Origin of the sequence: Sphingomonas sp. RB1R13 (genome assembly GCF_036663775.1) — a bacterium.
Taxonomy (GTDB): domain Bacteria; phylum Pseudomonadota; class Alphaproteobacteria; order Sphingomonadales; family Sphingomonadaceae; genus Sphingomicrobium.
In genome coordinates this window covers 70460-91034 of sequence record NZ_JAXOJM010000003.1, presented here as the reverse complement: position 1 = coordinate 91034, position 20575 = coordinate 70460, and the positions used below count along the sequence as shown (strand labels likewise).

Below are 20575 nucleotides of genomic sequence, written 5' to 3'. Positions count from 1 at the left end.
GGTTAGCGGCAGGCTCAGCCCCCACGGGGCTGGGCCTGTTCGCTGTAAGAAGATTGATGCCATCGGGGAGTAGGCAATGCGTCGAGTGGTCGTAACCGGTCTGGGGCTCGTCACGCCGTTGGGTGCCGACGTCGAGACGACATGGGCCAATATCCTGGCGAGCAAGAGCGGTGCTGGGCCGATCACGCGCTTCGACACCACCGGGCAGAAGTGCACCATCGCCTGCGAGGTCAAGGGTCCTGACCATGAATATGGTTTCGACCCGGCCAAACGCGTTGATCACAAGGTTCAGCGCCAGGTCGACCCATTCATCATCTATGGTATCGACGCCGCAGGCCAGGCGCTCGAGGATGCCGGCATGACCGAGATGAGCGAAGAGGACAAACTGCGCACCGGCTGCTCGATCGGGTCGGGCATCGGCGGCCTGCCGGGGATCGAGAGCGAATCGCTCGTGCTGGCCGAGAAGGGACCCGGCCGGGTCAGCCCGCACTTCGTCCACGGCCGGTTGATCAACCTCATCTCGGGCCAGGTCTCGATCAAATATGGCCTGATGGGGCCGAACCATTCGGTCGTTACCGCCTGCTCGACCGGCGCCCATTCAATCGGCGATGCGGCGCGAATGATCAGGGACGACGATGCCGACATGATGCTGGCGGGCGGCGCCGAAGGCACCATCAACCCGCTCGGAGTCGCCGGCTTCGCCCAGGCGCGTGCGCTCAACATGAGCTTCAACGATCGACCGCAGCAGGCCAGCCGCCCCTATGACAAGGGCCGCGACGGCTTTGTCATGGGCGAAGGCGCGGGCGTGGTCTTGCTCGAGGAATATGACCACGCCAAGGCGCGCGGTGCGAAGATCTACGCCGAGGTCGTCGGCTACGGCTTGTCGGGCGATGCCTATCATGTCACCGCCCCCCATCCCGAGGGCAAGGGCGCCGAAATTGCCATGCGGATGGCGCTCAAGAAGGCCGGCATGGAGCCGAGCGACATCGACTATATCAACGCCCACGGCACATCGACCATGGCCGACACGATCGAACTCGCCGCCGCCAAGCGGGTGTTCGGCGACGATCTGTGCGGCGCGTCGATGAGCAGCACCAAGTCGGCGATCGGGCATCTGCTCGGCGGCGCCGGGGCGGTCGAGAGCATCTTCTGCATCCTCGCGATCCGCGACCAGATCGTCCCCCCGACGCTCAACCTCGACGATCCCGACGAAGGCACCGAGGGCGTCGACTTGGTCCCGCATGTCGCCAAGAAGCGTGAGGTCAAGGCGGCGCTCAACAACAGCTTCGGCTTTGGCGGGACCAATGCCAGCCTCGTCATGAAAGCGTTCGAAGCCTAGTGCGGAAGCTCGTCGTCCTGCTGACGGTTGCGACCCTTACCGCACTGACCGGGATGTCGCTGCTGTGGTGGAGCCCCGGCCCTGCGACAACCACGCAGCGGATTGTCGTGCAACAGGGCGAAAGCCTGAGCGTCGTCGCAGGGCAACTGCACAAGGCTGGCGTGATTCCCGGCAGCCGCCGAAGCTTTCTGGCGCTGGCGAAGCTTTTCGGATCGAAGGACCCGGTTCAGGCCGGTGAATATGAAGTGCCGGCGGGAACCAGCGGCGAAAACGTGCTCGACCTGCTCCAGCATGGCAGCCCGGTCCAGCGGATGATGACCATCCCCGAGGGCATGCCCTCGATCATGGTCCAGGAGCGCCTCGCCGCGCTGCCCTTCGCGACCGGGTCGGCGCCGCTGCCCGCCGAGGGATCGGTCCTTCCCGACAGCTACAGCTATGAGCGCGGCGAGGCACGGGCGGCAATCCTCAAGCGCGCCACCGACGCCATGAGCCGGACGATCGACGCGTTGTGGGCCAAGCGCGCGCCGACGACGGTCGCGACCTCCAAGGCAGAAGCCATCACACTCGCCTCGATCGTCGAAAAGGAAACCGGCAAGCCGTCCGAACGTCCGATGGTTGCCGGGGTCTATTCAAACCGCGTGCGCATCGGGATGAAGCTCGATGCCGATCCGACGGTGATCTACCCGATTACCAGAGGTAAGCCGCTCGGGCGGCGGATCCTGCGGTCGGAACTCGATGCCGACAATGGCTATAATACCTACCGCCGCGCCGGGCTGCCAGCGGGGCCGATTGCCAATCCGGGCAAGGCGAGCATTGCCGCAGTGCTCAATCCGGCGCCGACCAAGGCGCTTTACTTTGTTGCCGACGGTACCGGCGGGCATGTCTTTGCCGAAACACTTGACGAGCAGAATGCCAATGTCGCCAAATGGTTCGCGCTTCGTCGGGAGCGGGGCGAGATCAAGTAGCCCGCGCCTTTGCCAACCGTCAGGGCGCGACCGCATCCTGCCGGACATAGCCGACTAGGCGGTCCTTTCCGGCATAACCCCACGCCCAGCCAAGCGAACAGTCGAGCATCTGCAATTCGTCGCCGGCAGCAAGCTCGGCGACGGTCGCCGCTCCGGCGTCGCGGCTGGCCATGAGCGGCGCGGCGCAGGCGAGATGGCGAAGCAAGGGCTCGGCATAATGCGAGGCAATGACCCGCCCCGCGAGCGCGATGTCGGCCAGGTCGTCACGATAGGCATGGCGCGCCGGATCGGGTCGCTCGGACCGACCGGCCAGCGCGAAGCTGTCAACCGCGGGCGAAGGCGGGGCGGGACGAGGGCGACGTGGCGGGACTGCTGGCGACGACTGGACGCGGAGCCCCGGCGTCGCTGCCGTCCGACCTGAGGAGCCGTTTGAAACCTTCAAGAAAATCTGCCCCGTTTGTCGTTCGGACGACGAACACATTGCGTCGGTCGTCCTGATCGCGTTCACGGCGCAGATAGCCCAGCGTGCCCAGCGTATTCAAGGCGCGCGTGACCACGGGCTTCGAAACGCCCAGAATTCGGGCAAGGCCACGCACGGTGTGCGGGCCGGGGGTAAGATAGACGAGCATCAGCAGCGCCATCTGGCGGTTGGTCAGGTCGGGGTCGCCCGATCGGACATAGCCGATCAGGGCGCGCATCCAGCCTGTCAGAGCATTTTCGCTCATTAGTCCCGGTTCTCCGTGTCACATCGTGCTGCGAAGGAGAGAACCGAGCAGGACGCGAAATGTTGCGTCCCTGTGTCGGATTGCCAACGAAAGTCAGCATTTGGCTTATCCGCGGCGATAACGGGCGGCGAGCATGGCGAAGGCGGCACGCAGGCCCAATGCCTCGCCTCCGCGCGGTCGGCCGGGTTTGGCCGAGGGTCGCCAGGCAAAGGTATCGAGGTGTGCCCACGCGCATGTTTTCGGCACGAAACGGCGAAGGAACAGCGCTGCCGTGACCGATCCGGCGAAGGGCGAATCGGCCGAATTGACGAGGTCGGCGAGGTCCGATTTGAGCATGTCGTCATAGCCGTCCCACAGCGGCATCCGCCACAAGGGGTCGGATGCGTCATGCGCGGCGGCGAGGAGTTCGCGCGCCAGTGCCTCGTCATTGACGAAGGTGGCGGGCAGGTCGGGGCCAAGCGCGACGCGGGCGGCGCCGGTCAGCGTCGCGAAGTCGAGGATCAGTTCGGGGTCGCCTTCGCCTGCGCGAGTGAGCGCGTCGCCCAGCACGAGTCGACCTTCGGCATCGGTATTATCGATCTCGACACTGATCCCGGCGCGGCTGCCGATGATGTCGCCGGGGCGGAAGGCAGTTGCCGACACGCTGTTTTCCACCGCTGCGACCAGCAGGTGAAGGCGCACGGGGAGACGTTCGGCGATGATGAGGCCGGCCAGCGCAATGGCGTGGGCCGCGCCGCCCATGTCCTTCTTCATCAGGCGCATGCCGCTTGCGGGCTTGAGGTCGAGCCCGCCGGTGTCGAAACACACGCCCTTGCCGACGATGGCGATGCGCGGGGCGTCTTCACGGCCCCAGTCCAGTTCGATCAGGCGCGGCGCGCGCGACCGCTCGGCGCCGCGACCGACTGCGGCGATCATGGGGTAGCCTTGGTCGAGCGCGTCGCCGTGGGTAACGGTGATCCGCGCGTCGTGCGTGGTGGCGAGATCGCGGACTGCGGCTTCGAGGTCGGCGGGGCCCATGTCGGAGGCGGGAGTGTCGACGAGGTCGCGGACGAGCGCGGTTGCTTCGGCAAGGCGGACGGTGAGCGCGATGCTGGCCAGGTCGGTGGTCAGCAACACGCGCACCGGACGGGGGTCGGGCTTCGACTTGTAGCGGTCGAAGCGGTGCTGGGCGAGGAGCCAGCCGAGCGCGGCTTTGCCTGGCGTCCCGGTGGCAAGGCGGTAGCGCCCCTCGGGGAGTGCTTCGCCCAGCTTGGCCAGGCACCACGGCGAGAGGACAGCGGTGTCGGCAACGGCGGTGACCACCTCGAAGCCGTCGCCTCGCGGCAGTATGGCGAACGCATAGCCCGACTTGCCGTCGAAGCGCATGGCGTCGAGCAGGCTGCGGTCGGCGGCGGGGCGGGTGGCGAGCCAGTCGCCAAAGCCGTCGCCATCGACGAGGTGGATCGAGGTCGCCGGCTCGGCGCGGTCGGGGAGGAGGAAAGCGGCAAAATCGGTCATGGCGTTGCTTCTAGGCAGGGGCGGGGGCCACTGTCACCCCGCGGCCTGGCGCGACCGCCAGCCCAAGGTAGCGTCCGCGACGCTTTGTCGCTATGGGCCGGGCGCGCGTTTGCCGCGTTCGTCGCATTTCAGCCCTCCCGACCCGCGCCTCGCGGGCGGCAAGTCGTATCGAGTCTCATGCCTTTTCCCGAGCTTCCGCCCCTAATCACCGAAGCCCTCACCGCGCAGGGCTATGCCGAGCCGACCCCCGTCCAGGCGGCGGTGCTGGAGCCCGACGCGATCGGGCGCGATCTCGTCGTGTCGGCCCAGACCGGATCGGGCAAGACCGTGGCGTTCGGGCTGGCGATGGCGGCGAAGCTGCTCGAGGTTGGTGGCAATGGCCCGGCACGCGCGCCGCTGGCGCTGGTCATCGCGCCCACGCGTGAACTGGCGCTCCAGGTCAGCCGCGAGCTGGAATGGCTGTATGCCAAGGCCGGCGGCCGGATCGTGACCTGTGTTGGTGGCATGAACGCCGCGCTGGAGCGCAAGTCACTGTCGCAAGGCTGCCACATCGTCGTCGGCACCCCGGGGCGGCTCCGCGACCATCTCGAACGCGGCGCCCTCGACTGTTCAAAGCTTAACTATGTCGTGCTCGACGAGGCGGACGAGATGCTCGACATGGGCTTTCGCGAGGACCTTGAAGAGATCCTCGACGCGACGCCCAGCGAGCGCAAGACCCTGCTGTTCTCGGCGACCATGCCGCGCCCGATCGTGGCGCTGGCCAAGCGTTACCAGAAGGACGCGCTGCGCATTTCGACCGTCGGCGACGACCGCGGTCATGGCGATATCGTCACCCAGGCGGTTGCCGTGTCGCCCGCCGAGATCGAGCATGCGGTGATCAATTTGCTGCGCTTCCACGAGGCCGAAACGGCGATGCTGTTCTGCGCCACGCGCGACAATGTGCGCCACCTCCATGCGACGCTGGTCGAGCGCGGCTTTGCGGCGGTCGCGCTGTCGGGCGAGCATAGCCAGTCGGAGCGCAACTCCGCGCTGCAAGCCCTTCGTGACGGCCGCGCCCGAGTGTGCGTCGCGACCGACGTTGCCGCGCGCGGGATCGATGTCGCCTCGCTGAGCCTTGTCATCCACGTCGAAGTGCCGCGCGATGCCGAGATCCTCCAGCATCGGTCGGGCCGCACCGGCCGCGCCGGCAAGAAGGGGACGGCGGTGCTGATCGTTCCATATCCGCGTCGTCGCCGGCTCGACATGATGCTGAAGCAGGCACGGATCCCGGCCGAATGGGTGCCGGTGCCAAGCGCCGATGCAATCCGCGAACGCGATCGCGAGCGGTTGCTCGAGACGCTGGCCCAACCAGTCGAGGCGAGCAACGAAGACCGCGCGCTGGCGGCGCAGCTGGTCGACATGATGACACCGGCCGATCTCGCGCTGGCACTGATCGCCGCGCGCAAGGGCGCGATGCCCGAGCCCGAGGAGCTGATCGACATTTCGGCCAAGGGCGGCGCCGATACGGGTGCGCCGATGGACGGCCCACGCCAGCATGGCGATTTCGACGACGCGCCCTGGTATCGGATGGACATCGGGCGGCGCCACAACGCCGATCCGCGCTGGATCCTGCCCTTGCTGTGCCGCCGTGGCCATGTCTCGCGCAACATGATCGGGTCGATCCGCATCGCTGCCAACGAGACGTATTTCCAGCTGGCGAAGGGTGCCGAGAGCAAGTTTCGCGACGCGGTCAAGCGGACCGCCCAGCCGGGCGCCGAGGACGAGAGCGGGATCACGATAGAGCCCTCGCCGACCTCGCCCGCCCATGGTCCCAACAAGGGCCCGGCAGGCGCCGCGCGGCGACCCAGCCAGCACCAGGCAAGGCCCAAGCCGCCCCGTCACGGATAACGCCACGGATGACGGAAGCCTTTGACGCGATCGTGCTCGGCGCAGGTGCGGCCGGGCTGATGTGCGCCGCGACCGCTGGGCAACGGGGCAGCCGCGTGCTGGTCCTCGACCACGCCGATGCGCCGGGCAAGAAGATCCTGATTTCGGGCGGCGGGCGGTGCAACTTCACCAATGTGGGGACGGTGCCCGAGCGCTTCCTGACGGCCAATCCGCACTATGCGCGGTCGGCGCTGAGCCGTTACTCGCCGGCCGATTTCATCGCGCTGGTCGATCGATACGGGATTGCGTGGCACGAGAAGACATTGGGCCAGCTGTTCTGTGACGGGTCGGCCAAGGCAATCGTCGCGATGCTGCTGGACGAGTGCGCGGCGGGCGGGGTCGCGGTTCGGTGCGGCGAGGCGATCGAGGCAGTCGATCATCGCGACGCACTGTTCCGGGTGCGGGTGGGCGGGCGCGATGTCACTGCCCCGGCGCTGGTCATCGCCACCGGCGGGCCGTCGATCCCGAAGATGGGCGCGACCGGGTTCGCCTATGATCTGGCGCGCCAGTTCGGGCTCAAGCTGGTCGAGCCGCGTCCCGGGCTGGTGCCGCTGACACTGGCGGGCGAGCAATTGCTGTTTCGCGAGCTGTCGGGCGTGGCGGCGGAGGTCGTTGCGACGAGCGGTGGGACAGGGTTTCGCGAGGCGGCGCTGTTCACTCACCGCGGGTTGTCGGGGCCCGCGATCCTGCAAGTGTCATCCTATTGGCGGCACGGCGAGGCGGTGACGGTCGACTTCCTGCCCGATGGCCCTCGCGACTGGCTGGTCGAGGCCAAGCGGGCGGCGCCGAGGCGGACGATCAAGCGCGTTCTGGGCGATTTGCTGCCCGAGCGGCTGGCGAGCGTGCTGGCCGAACAGGTCGGGCTCGGCGGCGAGATTGGCCAGGCGAGCGACCGCGTGCTGGGCGCGGCGGGCGAGCGGCTCAAGAGCTGGCGGTTCATGCCCAATGGCAGCGAGGGCTTTGCCAAGGCCGAAGTGACCGCAGGTGGAATCTCGACCGCCGGGCTGTCGTCGAAATCGATGGCGGCCAAGGCGGTCCCGGGGCTGTATGCGATCGGCGAGGCGGTTGACGTGACTGGCTGGCTCGGCGGCTATAATTTCCAATGGGCGTGGGCGAGCGGCGTCGCGGCGGGAGAGGCGCTGGCGAGCGAGCGGCAGCGACAGGCGAGCTAATCAAAAATCCGCGAGCGGCAGCGATAGGCGAGCCAACAAAAACTTTGCAAGATCGGGCTAAAGTCGGATCTCACTCCCCACAGAAGCCATGCCAGTGCGGACTTGTTCCTCGTGACCCGGCATGATCTATGGCGAGAAAATTGCAGGATGGGCGCGTGACGAAAACTTCGGCTGAACCAGGTGACGGGAAAGTCGCACTGTCGACCTCCCCGCATGCAATCCGCTTGCGGCAATTGGCGCTGGTCGGGGTAATCCTGACGCTGGCGGTGTGGGTGGCCTATGCTTTTCTCGTGCCGATGGCGTGGGCGGCAGTGCTAGCGATTGCCGAGTGGCCGCTGTTCCGCCGGGCGCGGGCGCGCTGGCCGGGCCATGACGGGCTGTTGAGTATCTGCTTTGCTGCGGCAACCGCGCTGATCGTGCTGGTGCCGCTGTCGATGGCTGGGGTCAGCCTGGTCCAGGAAAGCCAGGCGGCGAGCGACTGGATCGCCCGGGTGCAGAAAACCGGCATTGCGCAGCCACCGTGGCTGGCGGGCCTGCCGCTGGTCGGCGAGCGGGCGGCGGGGGCATGGCGCGACTATCTTGGCACGCCGGGGGGCGCCAATGCGCTGCTGGGTTCGATCAGTGCCTCGTCGGTGTTCGGCTGGACCAAGTCGATCGGCGCCGAACTGGCGCGCGAATTGGGGCTGTTCCTGATCACGCTGATCGCGCTGGCATCGTTGCTGTCGCGCGGCGATGCAATCCGCGACCATGGCAATGCGGTGGCGACGCGGATGTTCGGCGAGTTTGGCGAGGATTTCCTCGAACGGATGATCGCGGCGGTGCGCGGCACGGTCAACGGCACCGCGCTGGTATCGTTCGGCGAGGGTGCGCTGATCGGCGTCGGTTACTTCATCGCCGGCGTGCCCCAGCCCTTGCTGTTCACCCTGTTCACGATGCTGCTGGCGCTGGTGCCGTTCGGGGCGTGGGCAGCGTTCGGGGTAGCGTCGCTGATCCTGATCGGAACCGGCTCGGTTCTGGCCGGAGCGCTGCTGTTCGGGTTCGGCGTGACGGTGATGACCGTCGGCGACAATGTCGTCCAGCCGAGCGTGATCGGCAGCGCGGTCGAACTGCCGTTCCTGCTGGCCATGATCGGTGCGTTCGGGGGCCTCGCGCAGATGGGGCTGGTCGGCCTGTTCGTCGGGCCGGTGGTGATGGCGGCGCTGTTACTGGTGTGGCGCGAGTGGATCAGGCCGCGGGTCGAGGGGGAGGAGACGCGGACCTAGGCGATCTCTACCTCGGCGCCGAACAAATCATGCTCGTCGCTGTCTTCAATAACGACCTGGACGATTTCGCCGGGTTCGAGGTGGCCGGCGTCGCGGAGGTGGACTTCGCCGTCGATTTCGGGCGCGTCGGCCTTGCTGCGGCCGGTGGCGCCGCCGGTTTCGTCATCGACCGCGTCGATGATCACGTCGAGCGTGCGGCCGACCTTGGCCGCGAGTTTTTCAGCCGAGATGCGCGCGGTCAGCTCCATGATCCGGGCGTAGCGTTCTTCCTTCAGCTCCTCGGGCACCTGGTCGGGCAGCGCATTGGCGGCGGCGCCCTGGACCGGCTCGAAGCGGAAGGCGCCGACGCGGTCGAGCTGCGCCTCTTCGAGCCAGTTCAGAAGATATACGAAATCCTCCTCGGTCTCGCCGGGAAAGCCGACCACGAAGCTCGAGCGGATGGCGATGTCGGGGCATTCGCCGCGCCACGAGCGCAGCCGCTCGAGCACCTTGGCGTCGTTGGCGGGGCGCTTCATCGACTTGAGGATCTTCGGGGACGCGTGCTGAAACGGGATGTCGAGATAGGGGAGGACGAGGCCCTCCGCCATCAGCGGGATGACGCTGTCGACGTGGGGGTAGGGGTAGACATAATGGAGCCTGACCCACGCACCCAGCTTGCCCATCTCGCGGGCGAGGTCGGTCATGTGGGCGCGGACGGGTTCGCCCTTCCAGGTCCAGGCGGCGTGGCGCAGGTCAAGGCCATAGGCGCTCGTGTCCTGGCTGATGACGAGCAGCTCCTTGGTCCCGGCCTCGATCAGCTTCTCGGCTTCGCGCAGGATTGCGTCGGGGCGGCGGCTGACGAGGTCGCCGCGGATCGAGGGAATGATGCAGAAGGCGCAACGGTGGTTGCAGCCTTCGGAAATCTTGACGTAGCTATAATGGCGCGGGGTGAGCTTGAGGCCCGGCCCGAGATCGGCTTGCGGGACCAGGTCGAGATAGGCGTTCGGCGTGGTCGGCGCGGCTTCGTGGACCGCGGCGACGACCTGGTCATATTGCTGCGGGCCGGTGATCGCGAGGACTTGCGGGAAGCGCGCGCGGATGACGTCGGCCTCGTTGCCCATGCAGCCGGTGACGACGACCCGGCCGTTCTCGGCAATGGCCTCGCCGATCGCCTCGAGGCTTTCCTCCTTGGCCGAATCGAGGAAGCCGCAGGTGTTGACCAGCACGACGTCGGCGCCGGCATAGTCGGGCGACAGGTGATAGCCGTCTGCGCGAAGCCGGGTGAGGATGCGTTCGGAATCGACCAGCGCCTTGGGACAGCCGAGCGAAACCATGCCGACGCGCGGCGGGGAGGGGAGGGTGGTGGCCATGGGAAAGCGAGGCCCATAACGCATCCGCGCAGTAAAATCGAGGCTGGAAGAAACGAAGGGGACGAACTCAGTCCGTTTGGCGAGAGCGCGGGCGAAATCCATGACGTGAGGGCGCGCCGCGATAGTGTTTACGCAATGCCCGTGCGTACGGGGGCATAACTTGCTACTCGTGATTCTCGGGAGCAGCCGGGGGGACTGAAATGGCGATTGCACTGGTTTTGGCGGGGGTAGCCTGCATCATCGCAGCGATCGTCGGAGGGGGCGTCAAATTGCGTGACGTCGAGTTTCCCACCGTTCAGTCAGTCTGGCGGCAAGTATTGCTCGGCGGTTTCGGGCTCGTCCTGGCGCTGGCGGGTGCCGTGGTGAAGTCGGAGGACTCGCCGGCGCCTGCCGTCAATGCGACCAGCACCGAAGCGCTGGCTGCCGATACCGCCAACGACACCAAGCCATCGAACGAGGCCGTCGATGCGAATGCTGTCGATGCGAATGCAGTCGATACCGGCGCAACCGCTGGCGTGGCAAGCGACCCCAACGCGACCGCGACCGCGACGGACGCGTCGGCGAGCGAGAATAGCGGCGGATAGACCGATCAAGCGGCTGGCCTTGCTGTTGCCGGATAGCTATGCCTCCCGCGATTATCTTCAAGCCGGAATATTGTACCAATGCGCATCACCATGATCGGCACGGGCTATGTCGGTCTCGTTTCGGGCGCCTGCTTGGCGGACTTCGGGCACGAAGTGACGTGCATCGACAAGGACGCGGCCAAGATTGCGCTGATCCATGACGGGATCATGCCGATCTGGGAGCCGGGGCTGGAGGGGCTGGTCAAGTCGAACCAGGAGCGCGGGCGGCTTCACTTCACGACCGATCTTGCCGGCGGCGTGGCCGATGCCGACGCAGTGTTCATCGCGGTCGGGACACCGGCGCGGCGCGGGGATGGCCATGCCGACCTGACCTTCGTCTATGCCGCGGTGCGCGAGCTGGCCAAGGCGCTGACCAGGCCGGTTGTGGTCGTGACCAAGTCGACCGTGCCGGTCGGCACTGGCGACGAAATTGCGCGGATCCTGGCCGAAGAAGGCGCACCGGCGGGCTGCTGCGCCGCATCCAACCCGGAGTTCCTGCGCGAGGGCGCCGCGATCGCCGACTTCAAGCATCCCGACCGGATCATCGTCGGGGCCGAGGAGGAGCGCGCGCGTGAGGTGCTGGCGCAAATCTATCGCCCGCTGTTCCTCAATAAGGCGCCGCTGATGTTCACCGGGCGGCGCACCGCCGAGCTGATCAAATATGCCGCCAATGCCTTCCTGGCGACCAAGATCAGCTTCATCAACGAGATTGCCGACCTGTGCGAGGCAGTCGGGGCCGACGTCCAGGACGTCGCGCGCGGGATCGGGCTGGACAATCGCATCGGTGCGAAATTCCTTCATGCCGGGCCCGGCTATGGCGGGAGCTGTTTTCCGAAGGACACGCTGGCACTACTCAAGACAGCCGAAGATGCCGGAGTCCGCCAGCGGATCGTCAGCACGGTGGTCGAGGTCAATGATGCCCGCAAGGCGGAGATGGCGGAGCGGGTGCGCGACGCGGTCGGCGGGTCGCTCGCGGGCAAGCGGATCGCCCTGCTCGGGCTGACCTTCAAGCCCAATACCGACGACATGCGCGACAGTCCGTCGATTCCGCTGGCGCAGGCGCTGATCGCCGGCGGGGCGATCGTTGCGGCGTTCGATCCGGTCGGGCGCGAGCAGGCCGAACCGCTGCTGCCCGGAGTCGAGTTCGCCGCCAACGCCTATGCCGCCGCGATCGGCGCCGACGCGCTGGTGATCGTGACCGAGTGGGACGAGTTCCGCGCGCTCGACCTGAAGCGGATGAAGGCAACGATGGCTGGGTCGGCGCTGATCGACCTGCGCAACATCTATGACCGGGAGGCGGTCGAGGCCGCAGGACTAAGCTATCGCGGGATCGGCCGTGGCGTCGTGGCCAAGGCAGCACAGTGACGGCGTCGCCCAGGATCGTGGTGCTCGGGCTGGGCTATGTCGGCCTGCCACTGGCGGTGGCGCTGGCGCGGTCGTTCGAGACGATCGGGCTGGATATCGACCGGCAGCGAATTGCCGAGATGAAGACCGGCGAAGACCGTACGCGCGAAGTCGAGCCAGAGGTGCTGGCGGCTTCCACGCTGCGGTTGACCGCCGATCCTGAGGACGCGCGCGGGGCGGACATCTACATCGTGACGGTGCCGACCCCGGTTGACGCCGCGCGCCGCCCCGACCTTGGCGCGGTGATGGCCGCGTCGCGCACCGTGGGCATGCTGATCGACCCCGCCAGGCGACCGACGGTGGTGTTCGAGAGCACGGTCTATCCCGGGGTCACGGAGGAGCAGTGCGGGGCCGAGATCGAGCGCGCCGGGGGCATCATGCGTGGGCGTGACTTTCGCCTCGGCTACTCGCCGGAGCGGATCAATCCGGGCGACCGCGAGCATAGCGTCGACAAGATTATCAAGGTCATCGCCGGCGAGGATGCCGAGGTCGTTGAGCAGCTCGCCGCCGTCTATGGTGCGGTGACCACCGGAGGCGTGTTTCGCGCCGCGTCGATCAAGGCCGCCGAGGGCGCCAAGGTGATCGAGAACGCCCAGCGCGACATTAATATCGCCTTCATGAACGAAGTCGCCCAGATCATGGGTGCGGCGGGAGTGTCGGTGTGGGACGTGCTCGACGCGGCGCGGACCAAGTGGAATTTTCTGGCGTTCGAGCCAGGGCTGGTCGGCGGCCACTGCATCGGGGTCGACCCCTATTACCTCAGCCATTTGTCGCAGAGCCTGGGGATGGAGCCGCATGTTATCCTGGCCGGGCGCGGGACCAATGACGGGATGGGGGCGTGGATCGCCGACCGGCTGCACGACCGGCGCGGGGGTCGGGCGGGGAGCGTGCTGGCGCTGGGGCTGACCTTCAAGGAAAATGTCCCCGACCTGCGCAACAGCCGGTCGATCGACGTGATCGAGCGACTGACGGCGCTTGGCCACCGCGTCGACGTCGCCGATCCCTTGGCCAATGCCGAGGGCGTGCGTAAAGAATATGGTCTGGGATTGAGTGACCTGGGCGGGCGCGCCTATGACATGGTGGTCGGCCTGGTCGGCCATGAGGAGTATCGCTCGATGTCCGCGGACCAGCTTGCCGCGATGGTCGCGCCGGGAGGGCTGCTGGCCGATCCCAAGGGAATTTGGCGCGGCGTCGCGACCCCCTGCGTCGAGCGCTGGACGCTGTGACCCCTCGCGATCGCATGGTCGCAAGGGGCGCCAGCTGATGCTGCACAGCACCCCCTTACGCGCGGCGTCGCGGCAATCGCTGATGAACCGGCGACGGGTGCAGCTGGTCGGCGCACTGCTGATCGCTGCGCTGCTGCCCTATCTGCTTCGTGCCTACATCACCGAGGGTACCGAAACGCTGACGATGTCGATCAACGCCTTCGTCGGCAATATCGCGGCGGTGATCATGGCGCTGTGGATCCGCCAGTCGATCGAAACCTATCCCGGGGTGCGGTCGAGCTCGATCAACCTGCCTGCGGCGGCAGCGAGCCACGGACTAGTGCTTGCGGCGATCCTGTTCCTGCGCGTCGGCTATGACCGGGTGGCGCTGCTCAGCGGGTTCCTGTTCCACCTGATTTGGCTCTACATCGTATATTTCGCGGTACAGCGTGGGTCGCGGATGGCGGTTGCGATCGTGCCGTTTGGACGGATTGACAAGCTGGGCGCCATCGACCGGGTCGACTGGAAGGTGATGGAGCAGCCGACGCTCGCCGATGCCGCCGATTGCCAGGCGATCGTCGCCGACTTCGGGGCCGACTTGCCGCCCCGGTGGGAAGGATTCCTGGCCGATGCGGCGCTCGCCGGGCGGATCGTGTTCCAGGTCAAGCAACTGATGGAATCGCTCACCGGGCGGGTCGAGATCGAGCATATCAGCGAGAATAGTTTCGGCAGCCTGCTGCCCGCGCGGGGCTGGTTCCACTTGAAGGAAGTGACCGACCTGTTGTTCGCGCTGGTGATGGCGCCGTTCGTCGGGCTGGTGTCGCTGATGGTCGCGGTGGCGATCAAGCTGGATGACGGCGGTCCGGTGCTGTTCCGGCAAAAGCGGATCGGCCATGCCGGCGCGCCGATCATGATGGTCAAGTTCCGCACCATGAGGGTGATCGCGCCGGGCGATCCGGGCGACCGGCGAAGCGCGGCGATGACCAGCAGCGACGACGACCGCATCACTCGCGTTGGCGGCTTCCTGCGCCGCTCGCGGATCGACGAGCTGCCCCAGATCTGGAACATCCTCAAAGGCGAAATGAGCTGGATCGGCCCGCGTCCCGAGGCGCAGGTGCTGTCCAGCTGGTACACTGGCGAAATCCCCTTCTACCGCTACCGCCATGTCGTGAAGCCGGGGATCTCGGGCTGGGCGCAGGTCAACCAGGGCCATGTCGCCGAAGTCGACGAAGTCCACCGCAAGCTTCATTTCGATTTCTACTACATCAAATATTTCTCCCCCTGGCTCGACCTGCTGATCGTGTTCCGGACGATCAAGACGATGGCATCAGGGTTCGGATCGCGGTGAGGGACGGGGTCGGCTACCGACCCGATTGCGGACATTAATTTGGGTGGGAAAGGCCGGCAATCCGTTTGACAATTGGTGTCCACGAACCACTAATCGAAATAGACGATTTTCCTGTCCTACAGGCAGCCGGATATGCTTGGCTCGACCAATGATTCGTCGCACCAACTTTGACCAGCTGTTCGGCGTTGACGCGCGGGTCACGCATGACACCGGCGACAGGCGCGACATTATTGTCGGAAAACCGCGTTACACTGTCTATTTGTCCAAAACGCCGCGTCCGCCGCCGGTGCGTTCGGGTCAGGCGTCGATGGCGCCTTCATCCACTGAAGCGGCGCTCGCCTGAATGAAGTTGAAGCGGTGGGAGGGGTCCTTGCCCATGAGGCGCTCGACGAGGTCTTTCACCGGCTGGCGGTCCTGATATTCGACCGGCAGGGTGATGCGCAAAAGGGAGCGGCTGGCGGGGTCCATGGTGGTCTGCTTGAGCTGGTCGGGGTTCATTTCGCCCAGCCCCTTGAAGCGCCCGACCTCGACGTTCTTGCCCTTGAACTCCTTGGCCTGGATCTCGGCGCGGTGAGCGTCGTCGCGGGCATAGAGCGATTTCGCGCCGACGGTCAGGCGATAAAGCGGGGGCTGGGCGAGGAACAGGTGCCCGCGGCGGACGAGCTCGGGCATCTCCTGGAAGAAGAAGGTCATCAGCAGCGTTGCGATGTGGGCGCCATCGACATCGGCGTCGGTCATGATGATGATCCGCTCGTACCGCAGCGCATTCTCGTCGAAGCGGTCACGGATGCCGCAGCCGAGCGCGAGCTGAAGGTCCGCGATTTCGCTGTTGGCACGGATCTTGTCGGCGGTGGCGCTGGCGACGTTGAGGATCTTGCCTCGGATGGGGAGGATAGCCTGGGTCTTGCGGTTACGCGCCTGCTTGGCCGATCCGCCGGCGCTGTCGCCCTCGACGATGAACAGTTCGGAACCGGCGGCGTCGTCATTGGCGCAGTCGGTCAGCTTGCCGGGCAGGCGCAGCTTGCGGGCGGAGGTCGCGGTCTTGCGCTTGACCTCGCGTTCGGCGCGGCGCTTCAACCGCTCGTCCATCCGCTCGACGATCGCGCCAAGCAGGGCGCGGCCGCGGTCCATATTGTCGGCCAGATAATGGTCGAAATGGTCGCGAACGGCATTTTCGACAAAGCGCGCCGCCTCGAGGGAGGTGAGGCGGTCCTTGGTCTGGCTTTGGAAATGGGGATTGCGGATGAACAAAGAGAGCATCAGCTCGATCTGGTTGAAGGCGTCGTCGGCGGTGATGTCCTTGGCGCGCTTGCTGCCGACCAGCTCGCCGAATGCGCGAATGCCCTTGGTCAGCGCGGCGCGAAGCCCCGCCTCGTGGGTGCCGCCGTCGGGGGTCGGGATGGTGTTGCAATAATAGGTCTCGATCCCGTCGGACCAGATCGGCCAGGCGACCGCCCATTCGACCGAGCCCTGGCCGTCAGGGAAGTCCTGGCGCCCGGTAAAGGGCGGCGAGGAGATGCACTCGCGGCCTTCGAGGGTTTCGTTGAGGTGGTCGCCGAGCCCGCCGGGGAACTGGAAGACGGCGGTGGCGGGGACGTCGGCGGTGGCCAGCGCGGGGTCGCACCGCCAGCGGATCTCGACCCCCGCGAAGAGATAGGCTTTGGAGCGAGCGAGGCGGTAAAGTCGGCCTGGATCGAACATCATTTCCGTCCCGAAAATTTCGGTGTCGGGAGTGAAAGCGACGGTAGTACCGCGGCGGTTGGGGGCAGCGCCGACTTCCTGGAGCTTCGACGTGGCAAGGCCGCGGGCAAAGGTCTGGCGATAGAGCTTCTTGTCGCGCGCTACTTCGACGACGGTGTCGGTGGAGAGCGCGTTGACGACGCTGATCCCGACCCCGTGGAGGCCGCCGCTGGTGGAGTATGCCTTGCCTTCGAACTTGCCGCCCGAATGGAGCGTGGTGAAGATCACCTCGAGCGCCGACTGGCCGGGATATTTGGGATGCGGATCGACCGGGATGCCGCGGCCATTGTCGCTGACCGTCAGGCGATTGCCGAGGCCGAGCTCGACCTCGATCCGGGTGGCGTGGCCAGCGACGGCCTCGTCCATCGCATTGTCGATGACTTCGGCGGCGAGGTGGTGGAGCGCGCGTTCGTCGGTCCCGCCGATGTACATGCCCGGGCGCCGGCGAACGGGCTCGAGCCCCTCCAGCACCTCGATCGACGAAGCGTCGTAGGTGGCGTGGGTGGCAGCGGCGGAGGAGGCGGCGAAAAGGTCGGACATTCAGCCAACGCTATAGGGGGCGACTGGCGGCGATGCCAAGCGGCGCCGATCCGATTTGCGCGAGATTTTCGGTGGCGCTTGACTACGCAATGATATATTGTCACTTGCGAGGAACAAGCGAGGAGAGAGGCAATGGCAACGTCATTCGTTCCGACCGCAAGCGAGGCCGAGACCCCGCCGATGATGGAGCTCAACACCACCCCGCTGATCGACATTATGCTGGTGCTGCTGATCATGTTCATCGTCACCGTCCCGCCGCAGAATAATGCGGTCAAGCTGGACTTGCCGCAGGGCCCGAGCGCGCTGATCGACCGGGTGAAGGACGAGATTGGGGTCGCGCCGAGCGGGGCGATATTGTGGAACGGGCAAGGCGTGAGCCGGGCTGAACTGGCGGGGCTGTTGCACGAGGTCGCGGCGATGGAGACTCCGCCCGAGCTTCACCTGAGGCCCGACGCCCAGGCGCGGTATGAAGTCGTCGACGAGGTGCTCGCAATCGCCAAGCGGCAGCAAGTCCAGCTGCTGGGGTTTGTCGGGAATGAGCGATATTCGCAGTTTTGAAAGCACGCGACAGGCTGCTTGAGGGAGCACCGAGCCCATGTTCTAACGCCGGTATGAACAAGCCGCTCAAACTTATTTCGATTGGTAATTCCACCGGGGTAATTTTTCCAAAGGAATTGCTTGGCGAGCTCTCACGGTAGTCCTGACGTGGCCGACCTTGCCGCAAGCTATGCCTTTGACCTGGCGCGCGACCATCTCTTTATTGACGGCAACAAGCGGACAGCGCTGGTCGTGAGCGAATTATTTCTGGCCAAGAACGGACTGGTACTCGAAGTGACCAATGCCGAGGCTGCGGTCGTCTTCATCGGCTTGGCTTCCGGAGCGCTGAGCGAAGCGGAGCTTGCCACCTGGTTTCGCGAGCGGATCACCGGCGGGTAGGCGGTCTTTAACCGCGCGCCAGCCACTAGAAATGGCTCCGGGACCCAAGGTCGCCGGAGCCTTTTCTTATCGAACCCGTGGCCCACCATAGGGCAATGGAGGAGGCGGACGGCGGTCGCGGCGCGGGAGTTGGGCCTGGTAGGCTACCCCGCAATGCGCGACGCAATAGGGGAAGCCGGGGTTCGACGGCTCGCCGCAGAAATGGAAATCAGGCTCGCCGGGATGGCCCAGCGGCCAGCGGCAGATGCGGTCGTTGAGATCGAGCAGGCTTGTCCGGTCCGCGACTTCGGCGGAAGGCTTGGCCGGCACGAGGCGACGCGGCGGGGCGGGCGGGATCGGCGCCTGGGTGTCGCCCGGACCCTGGCGGATGAAGCCGCCCGGACCAACCGAGCGATACTGGATGGTCGACGGATCGGCGCCCTCGCGGGCCGGGACCAGTGTCGCCTGGGGCAGGCGCGAGGGATCGGTCGGAGTGATCTTGCGCGTCGGCTGCGCAATCGGATCATGGCCGTCGTCGTCGTCCGACTTGGCCGAGAGGCGCGAAGGCGCGGCGGGCTTGGCGCGGGGCGTGGCCGCCGGTTTCGGCTCGGCTGGCTTGGCGGCGGGCTTTGCCGCAGCCGCGGCGGGTGTAGCTGCCTTGGTGGCAGCGGGCTTCTTCTCTTCGCCCGCCTTGACCGGCGAAGGACGCGAGTCGAGGCCGAGGCGATGCGCTTTGCCGATCACCGCGTTGCGGCTGACGCCGCCCAAATCCTCGGCGATCTGGCTGGCGGTGGCGCCTTCGCTCCACATCGCCTTCAACCGGTCGATCCGCTCGTCAGTCCAGCTCATCATCACTCCAATATCTGTCGCACAACCCATGACGGTTGCGCGGTGTCGCCGCTGCCGATAGGCGATGGCGCCGTGAACGACCAGCCCGGCCCCCAATCTTCCGACTCGTCGTGGGTCCGCTTCGAGCCGGGGGTGCCGACACTCAGCGGAGTTAATACGGTTGGGCTGAAGACCCTCTATATAAAGGAGGTCCGGCGGTTTTTGAAGGTCCACATGCAAACGCTGTGGGCGCCGGCGGTCAATGCGCTGCTGCTGCTGACGATTTTCACCGTCGCACAGGGGCGAAGCGGCATTCACATCATGGGGGTACGCTTCGCCGATTTCATCGCGCCGGGGTTGATCATTTCGGCCATGCTCCAGAATAGTTTCGCGAATTCGTCGTTCGCACTTCTCGTGGGAAAAATGCAGGGGACGATCGTTGATTACCTCATGCCGCCGCTGTCGGTCGGCGAGTTGATCGCGGGGATCGTCGGGGCGGCGGTGACGCGGGCCTTTCTGGTAGGGACTGCGGTATGGCTGGCGCTGCTGGTATGGCCCAACGTGTCGGTCGGGATTGCGCATCCGCTGGCAATGCTGTGGTTCGGGTTGATGGGCGCGACCATGCTCGGGCTGCTGGGCCTGCTGACCTCGATCTGGGCGGACAAGTTCGACCAGTCGGCGATGGTCACCAATTTCGTCGTGCTACCGCTGTCGCTTCTGTCGGGCACGGTCTATTCGGTTGAGCAGCTAAGCCCGGTGTTTCGCGCGATCAGCCATGCCAACCCGTTTTTCTATGTGATTTCCGGCTTCCGCTATGGATTGCTCGGGGTTGCCGATTCGCCACTCATCGTCGGCGCGGTCGGGCTGCTGGCGCTCAACCTGGCGTTATGGGCGCTATGCTATGCGCTGTTGCGCAGTGGCTGGAAGATCAAGAACTAATCGCTTCAGACGCGCCAACTGAACGCCAGATAACGACCGCGTTCAGCATCTGCGCACCCCACATCGCCTATAAGCATTGCAACACCACTTGTCGGAAAGGACAGTGCAATGCTTAAGTTTTCCGGGCGTAAGTTGATCCTTGGAACCGCCCTTGCCGTGTCGGCACTGACCGCTGCTGCCCCCGCCGCCGCCCAATATTACCCGCAAGCCCAGCAGGGTTACGGCTATTCGCAGGGCTATAACCAGCCGTACCAGAATAACGGCTATGGCCAGCGTTACGGCTATAACAATAACTGGGGTCAGGCGCGGGCGCTGATGGCGCGAGTCGAGCAGGTTCGCCAGCAGGTCCGCATCCTCGACCGTCGCAATATATTGTCGCAGCGCGAGGCCTATCGCCTCGACGCCGAAGCTCAGCAACTGCGCTATCGCATTGCCCAGCTGAGCCGTGGCGGGATCAATCAGAACGAGCGTTATGACGTGGAGCGTCGTCTCGCCCGTCTCGAGCGGTCGGTCCAGATCAATGCCTATGACCGTAACGGTCGCTACGACAATGGCCGTTATAATTACGACGGTCGCGGCACCGGCTTCGGTGGCAATAATGGCTGGAACAATGGCGATCACGATGGCGACCGTCACGACCATGACCGCGATGACGACGACGACTAAACGCGGCAAATACTAGGCAGCCCGACGCACCGACGGCTGTTCAAAGGGAAAGGCGTTCGGATCTCGCGAGAGGTTCGGGCGCCTTTTCCTTTTGGAACGCCCCCGGTATAGGCTGCCTTCCTCACCCTTTCG

The 20575-nt window shown here is 65.8% G+C and carries 20 protein-coding genes; 14 read left to right on the top strand and 6 right to left on the bottom strand.

Going from position 1 to position 20575, the window contains the following annotated elements; genetic code table 11:
- Positions 1 to 76 precede the first annotated feature (76 nt).
- Together fabF and mltG are read left to right on the top strand one after the other, a co-directional pair.
- Positions 77 to 1339 carry a beta-ketoacyl-ACP synthase II gene (fabF, locus tag U1700_RS09960; protein ID WP_332752464.1) on the top strand — a complete coding sequence of 421 codons (1263 nt, stop codon included), beginning with the start codon at positions 77 to 79 and terminating at the stop codon, positions 1337 to 1339.
- A complete protein-coding gene (gene mltG / locus U1700_RS09955) occupies positions 1339 to 2304 on the top strand; it encodes an endolytic transglycosylase MltG (protein WP_443025925.1) in 966 nt (321 codons plus the stop codon). The genes fabF and mltG overlap by 1 nt, the downstream gene beginning before the upstream one ends.
- Positions 2305 to 2323: 19 nt before the next feature.
- On the opposite strand, the gene U1700_RS09950 is transcribed toward mltG, so the two are convergent.
- From U1700_RS09950 to U1700_RS09940, 3 genes are all read right to left on the bottom strand, one after another.
- Positions 2324 to 2509 carry a hypothetical protein gene (locus tag U1700_RS09950; protein ID WP_332752462.1) on the bottom strand — a complete coding sequence of 62 codons (186 nt, stop codon included), beginning with the start codon at positions 2507 to 2509 and terminating at the stop codon, positions 2324 to 2326.
- Between the two features lie 118 nt (positions 2510 to 2627).
- Complete coding sequence (locus U1700_RS09945; RefSeq protein ID WP_332752989.1) at positions 2628 to 3002, bottom strand: MarR family winged helix-turn-helix transcriptional regulator; 375 nt, start codon at positions 3000 to 3002, stop codon at positions 2628 to 2630.
- Between the two features lie 132 nt (positions 3003 to 3134).
- Positions 3135 to 4526, bottom strand: coding sequence for a leucyl aminopeptidase family protein (locus U1700_RS09940; RefSeq protein WP_332752459.1), 1392 nt, complete (start codon positions 4524 to 4526; stop codon positions 3135 to 3137).
- A 177-nt stretch (positions 4527 to 4703) separates the two neighbouring features.
- Here U1700_RS09940 and U1700_RS09935 point away from each other — a divergent pair, with 177 nt between their 5' ends.
- The 3 genes from U1700_RS09935 to U1700_RS09925 all read left to right on the top strand — a co-directional run bounded on the left by U1700_RS09935 (position 4704) and on the right by U1700_RS09925 (position 8886).
- Positions 4704 to 6413, top strand: coding sequence for a DEAD/DEAH box helicase (locus tag U1700_RS09935; RefSeq protein WP_332752457.1), 1710 nt, complete (start codon positions 4704 to 4706; stop codon positions 6411 to 6413).
- 8 nt (positions 6414 to 6421) lie between these two features.
- The gene (locus U1700_RS09930; protein WP_332752455.1) at positions 6422 to 7624 is read left to right on the top strand and encodes an NAD(P)/FAD-dependent oxidoreductase; all 1203 of its coding nucleotides are present in this window, start codon (positions 6422 to 6424) and stop codon (positions 7622 to 7624) included.
- A 155-nt stretch (positions 7625 to 7779) separates the two neighbouring features.
- Positions 7780 to 8886 carry an AI-2E family transporter gene (locus U1700_RS09925; RefSeq protein WP_332752453.1) on the top strand — a complete coding sequence of 369 codons (1107 nt, stop codon included), beginning with the start codon at positions 7780 to 7782 and terminating at the stop codon, positions 8884 to 8886.
- Here the strand turns inward: U1700_RS09925 and rimO are convergent.
- Positions 8883 to 10235, bottom strand: a complete 1353-nt coding sequence (gene rimO, locus U1700_RS09920; RefSeq protein WP_332752450.1) for a 30S ribosomal protein S12 methylthiotransferase RimO — start codon at positions 10233 to 10235, stop codon at positions 8883 to 8885. The genes U1700_RS09925 and rimO overlap by 4 nt on opposite strands.
- Positions 10236 to 10435: 200 nt before the next feature.
- On the opposite strand from rimO, the gene U1700_RS09915 reads away from it, so the two are divergent.
- From U1700_RS09915 to U1700_RS09895, 5 genes are all read left to right on the top strand, one after another.
- On the top strand, positions 10436 to 10819 hold the full coding sequence (locus U1700_RS09915) for a hypothetical protein (protein ID WP_332752449.1): 384 nt from the start codon (positions 10436 to 10438) through the stop codon (positions 10817 to 10819).
- Positions 10820 to 10897: 78 nt separating this feature from the next.
- Positions 10898 to 12223 carry a UDP-glucose dehydrogenase family protein gene (locus U1700_RS09910; RefSeq protein WP_332752447.1) on the top strand — a complete coding sequence of 442 codons (1326 nt, stop codon included), beginning with the start codon at positions 10898 to 10900 and terminating at the stop codon, positions 12221 to 12223.
- Positions 12220 to 13488 carry a nucleotide sugar dehydrogenase gene (locus tag U1700_RS09905; RefSeq protein ID WP_332752445.1) on the top strand — a complete coding sequence of 423 codons (1269 nt, stop codon included), beginning with the start codon at positions 12220 to 12222 and terminating at the stop codon, positions 13486 to 13488. Before U1700_RS09910 ends, U1700_RS09905 begins: the two co-directional genes overlap by 4 nt.
- A gap of 37 nt (positions 13489 to 13525) precedes the next feature.
- Positions 13526 to 14815, top strand: coding sequence for a sugar transferase (locus tag U1700_RS09900; protein ID WP_332752443.1), 1290 nt, complete (start codon positions 13526 to 13528; stop codon positions 14813 to 14815).
- A 148-nt stretch (positions 14816 to 14963) separates the two neighbouring features.
- Positions 14964 to 15158, top strand: coding sequence for a hypothetical protein (locus U1700_RS09895; RefSeq protein WP_332752441.1), 195 nt, complete (start codon positions 14964 to 14966; stop codon positions 15156 to 15158).
- Here the strand turns inward: U1700_RS09895 and parE are convergent.
- Positions 15113 to 17095 carry a DNA topoisomerase IV subunit B gene (parE, locus tag U1700_RS09890; protein ID WP_332752439.1) on the bottom strand — a complete coding sequence of 661 codons (1983 nt, stop codon included), beginning with the start codon at positions 17093 to 17095 and terminating at the stop codon, positions 15113 to 15115. The two genes, U1700_RS09895 and parE, sit on opposite strands and share 46 nt — an antisense overlap.
- Positions 17096 to 17227: 132 nt before the next feature.
- Here parE and U1700_RS09885 point away from each other — a divergent pair, with 132 nt between their 5' ends.
- The gene (locus tag U1700_RS09885) at positions 17228 to 17653 is read left to right on the top strand and encodes an ExbD/TolR family protein (RefSeq protein ID WP_332752437.1); all 426 of its coding nucleotides are present in this window, start codon (positions 17228 to 17230) and stop codon (positions 17651 to 17653) included.
- A 147-nt stretch (positions 17654 to 17800) separates the two neighbouring features.
- Positions 17801 to 18031 (top strand): type II toxin-antitoxin system death-on-curing family toxin, encoded by a 231-nt coding sequence (locus tag U1700_RS09880; RefSeq protein ID WP_332752435.1) that lies wholly within the window; start codon positions 17801 to 17803, stop codon positions 18029 to 18031.
- A gap of 66 nt (positions 18032 to 18097) precedes the next feature.
- On the opposite strand, the gene U1700_RS09875 is transcribed toward U1700_RS09880, so the two are convergent.
- The gene (locus tag U1700_RS09875) at positions 18098 to 18859 is read right to left on the bottom strand and encodes a GcrA family cell cycle regulator (protein ID WP_332752988.1); all 762 of its coding nucleotides are present in this window, start codon (positions 18857 to 18859) and stop codon (positions 18098 to 18100) included.
- A 72-nt stretch (positions 18860 to 18931) separates the two neighbouring features.
- Between U1700_RS09875 and U1700_RS09870 the strand changes: the two genes are divergently transcribed.
- Together U1700_RS09870 and U1700_RS09865 are read left to right on the top strand one after the other, a co-directional pair.
- Complete coding sequence (locus U1700_RS09870) at positions 18932 to 19777, top strand: ABC transporter permease (protein ID WP_332752433.1); 846 nt, start codon at positions 18932 to 18934, stop codon at positions 19775 to 19777.
- A gap of 108 nt (positions 19778 to 19885) precedes the next feature.
- Positions 19886 to 20443, top strand: coding sequence for a hypothetical protein (locus U1700_RS09865; protein ID WP_332752431.1), 558 nt, complete (start codon positions 19886 to 19888; stop codon positions 20441 to 20443).
- Positions 20444 to 20575: the final 132 nt, after the last annotated feature.